This window comes from Catonella massiliensis (assembly GCF_016651435.1).
In the GTDB taxonomy this organism is placed as follows: Bacteria; Bacillota; Clostridia; order Lachnospirales; family Lachnospiraceae; genus Catonella; species Catonella massiliensis.
The window spans coordinates 98,638-110,812 of record NZ_JAEPRJ010000001.1 but is presented as its reverse complement, the minus strand read 5'-3'; the positions used below and the strand labels follow the sequence as shown (position 1 = coordinate 110,812).

At 40.5% G+C, this 12,175-nt stretch carries 9 protein-coding genes, 1 other RNA gene and 1 pseudogene; 6 read left to right on the top strand and 5 right to left on the bottom strand.

Going from position 1 to position 12,175, the window contains the following annotated elements; translation table 11 throughout:
- The first annotated feature begins 25 nt into the window (after positions 1 to 25).
- Positions 26 to 1,324: a UDP-N-acetylglucosamine 1-carboxyvinyltransferase gene (locus JJN12_RS00530; RefSeq protein ID WP_208427860.1), complete on the top strand. Its 1,299-nt coding sequence runs from the start codon at positions 26 to 28 to the stop codon at positions 1,322 to 1,324.
- A 93-nt stretch (positions 1,325 to 1,417) separates the two neighbouring features.
- Here the strand turns inward: JJN12_RS00530 and JJN12_RS00525 are convergent, their stop codons facing one another.
- Both JJN12_RS00525 and JJN12_RS00520 read right to left on the bottom strand, forming a co-directional pair.
- Entirely contained in the window at positions 1,418 to 1,963 is a 546-nt protein-coding gene (locus JJN12_RS00525) for a hypothetical protein (RefSeq protein WP_208427859.1), read from the bottom strand.
- A gap of 98 nt (positions 1,964 to 2,061) precedes the next feature.
- Entirely contained in the window at positions 2,062 to 2,433 is a 372-nt protein-coding gene (locus JJN12_RS00520) for a hypothetical protein (protein ID WP_208427858.1), read from the bottom strand.
- A gap of 267 nt (positions 2,434 to 2,700) precedes the next feature.
- Between JJN12_RS00520 and ffs the strand changes: the two genes are divergently transcribed.
- An RNA gene (gene ffs / locus JJN12_RS00515) (signal recognition particle sRNA large type) lies at positions 2,701 to 2,963 on the top strand.
- On the opposite strand, the pseudogene tadA reads toward ffs, so the two are convergent.
- Positions 2,964 to 3,422: pseudogene (gene tadA / locus JJN12_RS00510) on the bottom strand (tRNA adenosine(34) deaminase TadA); the annotation flags it as partial.
- 248 nt (positions 3,423 to 3,670) lie between these two features.
- Here tadA and JJN12_RS00505 point away from each other — a divergent pair.
- The 4 genes from JJN12_RS00505 (at position 3,671) to JJN12_RS00490 (ending at position 9,085) form a co-directional block, all read left to right on the top strand.
- On the top strand, positions 3,671 to 4,549 hold the full coding sequence (locus tag JJN12_RS00505) for a DegV family protein (protein WP_208427857.1): 879 nt from the start codon (positions 3,671 to 3,673) through the stop codon (positions 4,547 to 4,549).
- Between the two features lie 503 nt (positions 4,550 to 5,052).
- A complete protein-coding gene (locus JJN12_RS00500) occupies positions 5,053 to 6,729 on the top strand; it encodes a M3 family oligoendopeptidase (RefSeq protein ID WP_208427856.1) in 1,677 nt (558 codons plus the stop codon).
- Between the two features lie 40 nt (positions 6,730 to 6,769).
- Positions 6,770 to 7,657, top strand: a complete 888-nt coding sequence (locus JJN12_RS00495; RefSeq protein WP_208427855.1) for a DUF3881 family protein — start codon at positions 6,770 to 6,772, stop codon at positions 7,655 to 7,657.
- Positions 7,658 to 7,678: 21 nt separating this feature from the next.
- The gene (locus JJN12_RS00490) at positions 7,679 to 9,085 is read left to right on the top strand and encodes a sodium-dependent transporter (protein WP_208427854.1); all 1,407 of its coding nucleotides are present in this window, start codon (positions 7,679 to 7,681) and stop codon (positions 9,083 to 9,085) included.
- A 397-nt stretch (positions 9,086 to 9,482) separates the two neighbouring features.
- Here the strand turns inward: JJN12_RS00490 and JJN12_RS00485 are convergent, their stop codons facing one another.
- Positions 9,483 to 11,153: a hypothetical protein gene (locus tag JJN12_RS00485; RefSeq protein WP_236013817.1), complete on the bottom strand. Its 1,671-nt coding sequence runs from the start codon at positions 11,151 to 11,153 to the stop codon at positions 9,483 to 9,485.
- A complete protein-coding gene (locus tag JJN12_RS00480; RefSeq protein WP_208427852.1) occupies positions 11,143 to 11,934 on the bottom strand; it encodes an ABC transporter ATP-binding protein in 792 nt (263 codons plus the stop codon). The genes JJN12_RS00485 and JJN12_RS00480 overlap by 11 nt, the downstream gene beginning before the upstream one ends.
- Between the last annotated feature and the right edge of the window lie 241 nt (positions 11,935 to 12,175).

Sequence of the window (12,175 nt, the reverse complement as noted above, 5' to 3'; positions counted from 1 at the left end):
TAAAAGACCTAGTAAAGGGGTTAAGATGAATGAATATGTAATCAGAGGCGGTAGGCCTCTCGTTGGCGAAGTTTCTATAAGTGGAGCTAAAAATGCTGCGCTTGGTATTTTAGCCGCTGCCATTATGTGTAACGAGCCGGTTAAGATAGAGAATCTTCCTTATGTTAGTGATATACAGGTGCTTCTTAGTGCCATTGAAGAAATAGGAGCCATTGTTGAAAGAATAGATAATCATACAGTTAGGATAAATGGTGGAACCATTACTAACTTCTGTGTAGATAATGAGTTTATCAGAAAGATAAGAGCTTCCTACTATCTTCTCGGCGCTCTTCTTGGCAAGAACAAAGATGCCAAGGTGGCATTCCCCGGTGGCTGTAATATTGGCAGCCGTCCTATAGACCAGCATATCAAGGGCTTTGAGGCACTCGGCGCAGAGATTGATATCAAGCACAGCCTTATTGCTGTAAGAGCTGATGAGCTGATTGGAAACCACATTTACTTTGATGTATCAAGCGTAGGTGCTACTATTAATATCATGCTTGCGGCTACCCTTGCGAGGGGCAAGACCATAATGGAAAATGTGGCTAAGGAGCCTCATGTTGTAGATGTAGCCAACTTCCTTAACAGTATGGGTGCCGACATAAAGGGTGCAGGTACTGATGTAATCAGAATAGTTGGAGTTGAGAAGCTTCACGGAAGTGAATATTCTATTATACCTGATATGATAGAGGCAGGAACTTACATGGTGGCCGCTGCTGCAACAAAGGGTGATGTCCTTGTAAAGAATCTGATTCCAAAACACATGGAAGCAATTACTGCAAAACTGCTTGAAATGGGTGCTGAAATACATGAATTTGATGATTCTATCAGAGTCTGTGCCAAAGAGAGACTGACCCATACTCATGTAAAGACTCTGCCTTATCCGGGCTTTCCTACCGATATGCAGCCTCAGATGACTACCCTCCTTTCTATGGCAAGTGGTACCAGTGTTGTCACTGAGAGTATATTTGAGAACCGTTTCAAGTTCACTGATGAGCTTACTAAGATGGGTGCTACCATCAAAGTAGAGGGAAATAATGCCATTATAGACGGTGTTGAGAAGCTCTCAGGCGCAAAGCTTAGTTCTCCTGACCTAAGAGCCGGAGCAGCCCTTGTGATAGCAGGCCTTTGTTCTGAGGAAGTAAGCGAGGTTGACCAGATAGAGTATATCGAGAGAGGATACGAGCATTTTGAAGAAAAGCTAAAAGAACTCGGCGCCGACATTGCTAAAATCCCTGTGGATGATGAAAAAGCCCTGATGAAATTCAAATTAAGGGTTGGATAAAGTATAAAAGTGATGGAAATCTGTAATTGATATTTCCATCACTTTTCTAATTTATCAGTCTATAAATACCTGCTTATTTTCCTTTGAATGATTTTATTCCGATTGCTCCTTGTTTACCACTAAACTCTTTAATATATCCATTATTTCATTCTCGTGTCTGCTTATTATGGATTTGTCATCAAAATAGACATTTGCACCATAGTATCCACCCAACTCATCCACATCGTATAATACCATCCATGAAAAAATATCATTACTTTTATATACTTTTCCCTTTATACCACCCTTAGTAATAAATGTTTCTTTACTATAGCTTTTATCTTCCATGCCATCTTCAGATACTTGACTTACACTTCTAAATATATATATTCTTTGATTCTCATCACTACATTCTTTAGGGTAAATATATAAACCATCACTCACCCAGCTTTCCCCACTTGGGGCATATTCCTCCCTATCTTCTCCATCTGCTTTCCATCCATCCGGAATTGTGACTTTAAAATAAGCATTACCGACTTCTCTCTCTTTTTCAGATCTTATAATATTGAATATAAAAATGCCCATTAGTATTGCCATTATGGTAAAAGCAATAATTATCGCTATGACTATAGCTATTATAGGTTTAATTCTCTTCTTCATAATGCCTCCTCATATATCCCAGGGTACACTTCATTTTTAGGAAAATTCTAAAGCTGGCTTTATATTATCCTAAAATATAGAAAGGTGTCAATTCGATACTACCCTCTAATCGCTATAAATCCAAAGCTAAGAATTAACAAATACATCCTTAGCATATACATTATATCGTGAGAATATTCTTTCATTACTAAAATCAATATTACATGTGGAATGAACAATATTATCATTATTATCCATTCTAGAGTCTGCTTCTTTATGAAAAATCCATATATTATTAACCATACCGACAATCCAAGTGCTCCTACCAACAGCCTTTCTCTTATGCTAAACTCATAATTTCCCATTGCCGTGGATAAGATTCCTGAGTCTACCACTTTTCCTGGCGGGAATAATGCTATCAGTAGCATTATCAAAGAAACTGCAAGCAAAATATAGAATACTGTTCTTTTTGTTATTTTTATGCTTTTCATAATACCCTCACCTCTTTCTCTGTGTAGTTTTTCGCAAAAGAATTCTACAAAATAACTATAGTCACTTTAAATATAACACTTTCAATTATATCGGTCAAGTTATTGTCAGTTTTTTCTATTGCACATATAATATTGTCAGTATATTTATGCTCCTCTTTTCTCCTAATGCTTACATTAATACACAGCTGGTATTTGATTATAAGCGACAAAATGACAGGCTTATTATCCCACTTGACATAAAGTCTTATTTTCACTATACTATTACTACCATGCAGCCGGGGAGATAGCGGTGCCCTGTACCTACAATCCGCTCTAGTAGGGGTGATATTTTGTCTGAGGGACAGTCTTTGCAGAGCCGCCCTAGGCGGAGGATGTTGAAGTCTTGGTCTTACGCAATGAGAGCTTGTGAACCGTGTCAGGTTGGGAACAAAGCAGCACTAAGCAAAATCTTTCATGTGCCGTAAGGGAGCCTGGGCTGAGTTCTTCACTTAGGTACCGTCTGTGAAGCTGTTTCGAAGCAAAATGCATGGCTTTTTTTTCGCCCTAAGCCCTCTAAAGAACTCACTCATCATTTCTGCACACTCATCTTCAAGTATTCCCCTTGTTACCTCTGCCTTATGGTTGAACCTGTCCTCCTCAAGGAGATTATATATAGAGCCTGCGCAGCCTGCCTTCTTATTCATAGCCCCTATGACAACCCTTTTCACTCTAGACTGCACTATGGCTCCTGCACACATCTGGCAGGGCTCAAGAGTTACGTAGAGAGTACATTCCTCAAGCCTCCAGTCACCTATTTTTTTGCAGGCTTTTTTTATTGCCATCATTTCTGCGTGTGCAAGCGAGGTATGGTCAGTATTTCTCCTGTTATATCCCCTTGCAATAATCTTATCATTAAGAACAATAACGCAGCCAATAGGCACCTCTTCCAGTTTTTCCGCCTTTTTAGCCTGCTTTATAGCCTGTCTCATCCATTTCTCATCAGTAGTCATATTTACCTCTTCTATCTTCTGCTTTGTCGCATCCCCATAGCAAACTGGCGGGAATATGATGATATTCATTAAACCACAATTATATCCACTTCGGCATATTGCCAAAAATCACATTATTTCGATTTATATATTGACTATTGTCTAAATATCGGCTAATGTTTAAACATATCATTTTTTGAATGGATTGCGGGAAGTAAGGCTATGCAATCCTGTATCATTTACCATTATAATAAGGATAGGGGATTTTAATGAAAATTGCAATAATATCAGATAGTAATGCAGGAATTTCTATGGAAGAAGCAAAGGAAATGGGTGTATTCATCCAGCCATCTCCTTTTTTTATAAATGACAAAATAGAGTTTGCCGGTGTTACTATGACGCATGAGCAGTTTTATGCTGCCCTTCAGGATGATGCTGTAGATGTAAAGACTTCGATGCCATCACCCGGAGATATGACAGATACTTGGGATGAACTCCTTAAAACTCACGATGAGGTTCTATTTATACCTATATCAAGCGGACTTTCAGGCACAGTTTCAACTGCTGCCATGCTCGCAGAGGACTTTGACGGCAGGGTTCAGGTAGTAGATAACAGAAGAGTGTCTGTCACCCAGTACCGCTCCATGGTTGATGCTCTTGAGCTTGCGAAGATGGGTAAGAATGCAAAAGAAATCAAGGAATACCTTGAAAGAACGGCAGACCGCTCAGCTATCTATGTATCTCTTGATACCCTCAAATACCTCAAAAAAGGCGGGCGAATCACACCTGCTGCCGCAGCTATAGGAACTCTGCTTAACTTAAAGCCCGTGCTTCAGATTCAGGGAGATAAGTTAGATGCTTACGCAAAATGCAGAGGTAAGGCACAGGCTAAGAAAACCATGATAGATGCTATTAGAAAGGATATGGAAGGCCGCTTTAAGGATGCAGCCGCAAAGAAAAATCTTCATCTTTTAATTGCCTACGGGGCTTATCTTGATGATGCTTTAGAATGGAAAAAAGAAGTCGAGGAAGCCTTCCCGGACTATGAGATTGAAATGCAGCCACTTTCACTTTCAGTTGCCTGCCACATAGGTCCCGGAGTGCTTGCCATTGCCTTAGCAGAGGGACTTGATACTTCATTACTATAACAATTTGTAAAATGCCCTTACGAGCCAAAGGTTATACAAGAAAGAATCCTGCTGATATGATGTTTTTAAAGGCTAGTCTTATGCGAAACGAAACTTATAAAAGTCTATAAAGGGGCTGTCACATTTAGAATAAACACATATCCATAGATGTTTTCCACTAAGAATACACTATGTTTTTAAGCGTTTATCAATGTGACAGCCCCGTTTTTATACAGCCATCTCATATATCTTCTTTATATCATCTTCAGTCAGTGTTTTAAGAAGTCCTATATTTCTGCTGTGATTAAAGGTACAAGTCCAAACACCCTTGCTCCATAGTAAACAAATCTCGCTACATCAGTTTCCAATACATATCTCGCCCAGCTTCCCCTACCGTTTTTCTATAGAATATAAAATAATGGTAAGGATGGCCACTTTTTTTCTCTTATAGCTTGATTTTCATCTGAAAATAGCTTAACATTATAAGTTGCAGACATGTACCTTACGGAAAGGAAGTAAAATATATGAAATTTAGTGAAATGCCTTATAAAAGGGCTGATATCGAAGAAGCTAAGGCTGATTTTGCGAGATTGATGGAAGACTTTGATGGCGCCAAGTCAGGAGAAGAACAGTTTGAAGTACATAAACAGTATTATAAAACTGTGAACCGCATATTCACACAGATGACACTTGCCCAGATCCGCCACTCAATAGATGTGACAGATGAGTTCTATAGCAAGGAAAATGATTACTATGACGAGAACGGTCCTGTGCTTCAGTCATTGCTTGTTGAATATGGCAAGAAGCTTTACAACTCAGAGTATAGAAGCTTCTTAGAGAGCAAGATAGGAAAAGTTGCCTTTAAGAACCTGGAGTTAGCTATGAAGTCTGTCGACGACAGGATAGTGCCTCTTATGCAGGAGGAGAATGCCTTAAAGAGCCGCTATGACAAGCTCCTTGCTACTGCCAAGATAGACTGGAACGGTGAGACACTCAATCTTTCACTTATGGCTCCATATCTCAACAACTGTGATAGGAAGATTCGAGTAGAGGCATGGAAAAAATATACCGACTTCTTTACCAACCATAAAGAAGAGCTTGACGACATCTATGACCAGCTTGTGAAGAACAGAACAGCACAGGCTGAAAAGCTTGGCTATGACAACTTCATTCAGCTTGGCTACTATAGGATGAACCGTAACTGCTATGGCAGAGAAGATGTTAAGCGCTTTAGAGAGCAGGTTAAGCGTGACTTCGTACCATTTGCGGAAAAATTACACGACAGACGTAGAATGAGACTCCGCCTTGATAAGCTTCATTTTGAGGATGAGGGCGTGTACTTTAACAACGGAAACCCTGCACCTATCGGCACTCCTGATGATATCCTTGCTGCAGGAAGAAAGATGTATAATGAGCTTTCACCTGAAACAGCTAAGTTCATTAACTTTATGTGTGATAATGAGCTTTTTGATGTGCTTGGAAGAAAGACCAAGCAGACAGGCGGATATATGACCTATCTTCCTGATTATAAGTCTCCTTTTATATTTGCCAACTTTAACGGAACCGCTGATGATGCAGATGTAATGACTCACGAGTGTGGACATGCCTTCCAGGGCTTCTGTATGGTGGATGATCCTATCATTGAGCATAGCGAAATCACCATGGAGACAGCTGAGACACATTCGATGTCTATGGAATTCTTTACCGAGCCTTGGATGGAGCTTTTCTTCGGCAAGAGAAAGCAGGACTATATAGATATGCATCTTGAGTCAGCCGCAGCCTTCATTCCTTATGGAACCATGGTTGATGAATTCCAGGATATTGCTTACACCAATCCGGGACTTTCTCCAAAGCAGCGTAATGAGATGTGGAGAGAGCTTGAGATGCAGTACAAGCCTCATCTTGACTACTCAGGAAACGAGTACTACAGTGCAGGTGGTTTCTGGCAGAAACAGCGCCACATCTATGACAGCCCATTCTACTACATCGACTACGTACTGGCACAGACCAACGCCTTCCAGTACAAGGTAATGATGGATAATGACTATAAGGCTGCCTGGAAGAGCTATCTTAAGCTTTGCAACCTTGGTGCGAAGGACTTCTTTACAGGACTCTTAGCCGAGGTCGGACTTAAGAGCCCATTTGAAGATGGTACTCTTAAAGAGGTAGTGGGCAAATTGCAGAGTGCACTTAAACTATAATGAAACATAAGTACAATTATACTGAGAGGGAGGTGAGCTAATGCATAGCTTCTTAAGAACCGTAGGGTTTTCCAATATCACTTCAAGAAAGGAACTTGACAAGGTGCTTGGGCTGGTCATGACTCACCCAACCCTTGATAAACATGCATTTTCATCAGATGACAGCCACCACAAGATTATAGAAAGAAGTCTTGATTTCTCTGAAAGAATGGGAATTACAATTCGTGGCGAGTATGATGATAAAGGATTCTTCCACCTGGAACATTATTTTCCATACCTCATTGGGAAGAAGTCAGGTGGTTATCAGGAGGTATCCATATTTAAGAGGGTGGATACTGATGCTTATACAGGTATGTGTGATGATTTGCGTTTTGGCTCTTCTATCATATTTTACCTGCAAAACTCAGTAGATTATCTCTCGTCAAAGGAAGAATCGGGTAAGGAAATGCCTCTTACTCTCTCCGGTCTCTCTACGTCAGGAAAGATTCTCCTGCCTATACTAAGGACAGCTGAACATGTGAGAGCACAGGCCGCAGATTCCGAACAGCACGTAAGCCTTTTGCAGGCAGCCAGAGAGGGTGATGAGAATGCAATCAATGCTCTTACGTTACTTGACTTTGACACCTATTCTATGATTACAAGACGAATACAGAATGAGGATGTCTACAGTATAGTTGAGACCAGCTTCATACCTTTTGGTTCTGAGTCCGATAACTATACCATACTTGGAATAATAAAAGAAGTAATTCCACATACCAATACCCTGACAGGGGAGAAGTCAACTGAAATGCTACTGGACTGTAATGGACTTGACTTCTATGTAGCTATCAATGACGAGGATCTGCTTGGCGAACCTCTGGTTGGCAGAAGATTTAGAGGGCAGGTATGGCTGCAAGGAAAAGTGGAATTTGGAAAAAATAAAGTATAGAATTGAGAGGATGTATTACAAATGAATAACGAAAACAATCAGGAAAATAGCCTCGACCCGTTTGGCAGGGATAACGAGAGAAGCTCCTTTTCGGGGAAGCTTGGCTATGTGCTTGCTGTAGCAGGCTCTGCCGTAGGCCTGGGTAATATCTGGCGTTTCCCTTATCTTGCAGCTAAGTACGGTGGAGGCATCTTCCTCCTTGTGTATCTTATCCTTATGCTTACATTTGGATATGTGCTTATTGTATCTGAGACAACCCTTGGAAGGCTTACCAGAAAGAGCCCTGTAGGTGCCTTTAGCGCCTTTGGCAAGTCCCTTCCTTTTAAGATAGGCGGTTGGATAAATGCCGTCATTCCTATGCTCATCATCCCTTACTACAGCGTAATAGGCGGCTGGGTATTTAAGTATTTATTTGAGTATCTTCGTGGAAGCACAGATGCTCTAGCAGAAGACAGCTATTTTACAGGCTTTATTACAGCAGGTGCCAGTGTGGAAGTTTGGTTTCTTATCTTCACGCTTGTAGTACTTCTTATAATTGTTGCAGGTGTTGAACATGGTATAGAGAAAGTTTCAAAAATGATGATGCCTGTCCTTGTTATCCTTGCAGTCGTAGTTTCAATCTACTCAGTAACAAGGCCGGGAGCCCTTGAGGGTGTGAAGTACTTCCTCATACCTAACTTTGACAACTTCTCCTGGATGACCATAGTTGCCGCAATGGGGCAGATGTTCTACTCCCTTTCCATAGCTATGGGTATTCTCTACACCTACGGCTCATACATGAAGAAAGATGTAGACATAGAGCAGTCTACCTCTCAGATAGAGGTTTTTGATACAGCTATAGCCTTCTTGGCAGGTCTTATGATAATACCTGCGGTATTCTCCTTCTTTAACGGAGACCCTGAGAAACTAAAAGCAGGCCCTTCGCTTATGTTTATTACCCTTCCTAAGGTATTTGCAAGCATGGGAATGGGAAGAATCATCGGTGTAGTATTCTTCCTCCTCGTACTTCTTGCAGCCCTTACAAGTGCTATTTCACTTGCTGAGTCCTGTGTATCTACCTTAGAGGATCAGCTTGGCTGGAAGCGTAATATAGCGTGCGTGGTCATAGGAATCATCATAGTGGTACTTGGTTCATTCTCAGCTCTAGGCTTTGGTATGCTTGACTTTGTACAGATACTTGGAATGTCAATCCTTGACTTCTTCGATTTCCTTACAAATTCCCTCATGATGCCTATAGCCGCCCTCTCCACCTGTATTCTCATAGTATATGTAGTTGGAGTGGATAAGATAGTCGAAGAGGTAGAAACATCATCTAAGTTTAAGCGTAAAGGTATTTACAAGTTCTTTATCAAATACCTCGCACTTATCTGTATACTTATCATTCTTGTAAGCTCGATTGCAAGCGTATTTGGACTGATTAAGTTCTAGCTTAACGATGTTACTTCATAGGCATAAGAAACATATGTTAAATGTGTAAAATTAGCAGATTACAAATAAGATTAACTTCCCCGTAGCTTTGGGGATCAAGAAAAAATCCTGCTTCGCAGGATTCACCGCCTGCGGCGGGTCGCGTGAGCGACATCTACATATCCGCCGCAGTGCGATCCCTCGGAGAGTTTTTAATTTGATAGGGAATTTTGGAGAAATTTCCTATCAAATTAAAAAGGCTGTTACCCTAAGAATAAACCGTTCTTATGGTGGCAGCCTCTTTTTATATACTTTTTATAAATTTTTTATATGCTCTACCTATACTCTTCCTACAAGCTATTGTACGTCATAAGTCACTTATCTCTTCATTTTTCTTAATCTTTTCTCCTGATATATCTTATCCCCTTGCTATAGTGTATTTCTTATTCATAAAGAACTTCCATAATACAAGGTTGGCTAGTATCATAACCGCTATCCCGATTAGCTGCAGCCCTAGGGTTTTAAGCCAAAATATATGTACCCAGCCAAATGCAGCAAATACAAAGAGGCTGATAAAAAACATCAATAAATTATTTCCTGCACTCGCAGCATCTGATTCATAAGAAAATGGCAACATCCAGGCACTTATGCGTATTATAAAACCGGTTACGAAGATAAATGACAGATAGGCAAGTATCACATCAGGTATAGCTACAAAGCCATAAACTCCTAATAGAAGGGCTGACAGAGCCACAAATATAGGTGTCAAATAGCGAAACAGCACCACCTTGACTCCGGCTCTTATACATTTGCTTAGATTCTCAATTGGAAGTATTTGGTAAAACATTATGCTTTCTGCATTTTCAGTCTGTCCTATGATCATATAGATAGACGCAGACGTTAACCCTGTAAAATAAAGCAGAGCCAGTCCCCATCTTCCTTCTCTTAAGTTTTCTATAAAGCCTGCAAGCCCCTTTTCCCCTGTAATCTGTGGCAGAACCATTATTATAGGCAGAATAAATACATTGGCGAGCTGTGGGTAGAGCTTAAGCTTCATATCCCTGTTTCTTGATACCTGTATCAGCACCAGCTTCATAAAGGCATTTTCCTGCTCATCCTTTGAAAGGAGCTTACACATAAGCTTTGAAAATGGTGAAAGCGTCTTATTTTCCTTGGCGGTTTCCGTAAGCTTGTCAAGCTCTCCTTCAAACTCAGGCATTACCTTTTTCTTATAAAGCACCTCAAGCAAGATAACTGCAGGCACTGTGATCCCTGCTAGTACATATATGTACCATAGTCCACCTGCACCAAATAAGCTCTCCAGTACAGCGGAGAACCAAGCTGATGGCAGCAAAAAGTAAAATGGCGAGTATGTAATCTGTCCCTTTGAGAAGCCTGCTATACTTATGACTCTTGGCACAATCTGATATGAGAGTACTATCGCTATTGTCATAAATATCTGAAAGCCGCTTAGTATATCCTTTAGCTTCTCTCCTGAAAATATCTTAAGAAGGAGATAGTAAATAACTCCTGCCAGGTGAAGGCAAACGACAACAATCACAATCGAAACTAAGGTAAAAGCCAAGCCATACAGGATTCCCTTAGAAATAAAGCCTACAATCATAGATGGCAGCATCATAGCTGCTGCTATAGTTCCTATATAGTAAGCTATATGTATGTTTTTTGCCGTACTTATCTCATTTTTCCCAATTGGCAGTGCCCCGTAAAATGACTTTTCTGTAGTATCTAGGAGTACCGCTGAATACTCACTGATATAGACAGAAAACAGCATGAATATAAGCATGGCAAAGCTGATTGTATTAGCTCCAAACATATTTGGCATCACCTGCATAGAAGCAATAAAAATTCCTAAACCCATATAAACCAGGCAGGTTAGAAGCATAGATTTTTTAGGCTCTTTCCCTATCTTCTTCCCATTATTTTGCAGAACCAGAGAAACCCTTCTGCTATCCATAATTAGCTTTAGCCTTAGCATTTCCCTAATATGGCTATAGTTTAAGTCCTTGCTTAAAAACGGCTTTACACATTTATCCACCAGCTTTAGCACAAAGGGTTCACTATTTTTCATCTTCAATAGTCTCACCTCCGGTCAGTGTGTCTACAAACTTGGCTGCAAGGTCGTGTCCCTTTGTAAAGCCTGTGAGGTCATTGAAAATATCCTCCATACTGCTGCCCTTACTGTTGTTTTTCAGCTCTTCAACTGTTGAATCTGCGATTACAGCCCCGTCCTTAAGAAGGATAACCCTGCTGCTCATCTGCTCCACCACTTCCATAATATGGGAGGAATAAAATATAGTCTTACCCTGCTTGGTAAGTGTCTTAAGCACCTCCTTAAACACAGCCACGCTATTAGTATCCATACCATTTAGAGGCTCATCTAGGAAGAGGATGTCAGGGTTGTGTATAAGGCTTCCTATTATGGCTATTTTTTGCTTCATACCCTTTGAATAACCTGAGATACGGGTGGTGAGTGCATCATTTATCTGAAATATCTCCGCAAGCTCTTCCATCCTGCCTCTCCAGTTGCTAAGCTCGTAAACAGAGGATAAAAAAGAGATATATTCTTCCCCTGTAAGGCTCTCATAGAGGGATAGAATCTCAGGAACATAGCCTATCTTCCTCTTGTAGCTTACCAGGTCTTCTTCGATATTTTTGCCAAATACCTCAATTGTACCTGTGTAGCCACCAAGAATCCCAAGCATCAGCTTGACAGTTGTGGACTTGCCGCTTCCGTTTGGCCCTATGTAGCCAATAAGCTCTCCCCTTCCTGCTGCAAAGCTCACATCATGGAGAACATGATGCTCTCCAAAGCTCTTATTCACATTCGTAAGTCTAAGTACCTCTTCCATGTAATTACCTCCTATAGCTGTTCTAGTTTGATGATACCATATAATTGTTAATTATTATACAAGAATTTCTAATGTTTTCTTTACATTTTGCTCTTCTTTCTTCTGGTTTGACAAATATTTTAAATTGCTGTATAATCACTGTAGCTAGTTATTTGGAGAATAAGACAAGCTAATTTGAACGACCCCCTAAGTGTCACTACACATCTTAGGGGGTCTTCTCTTTATAGTTGAGTAAACTTAA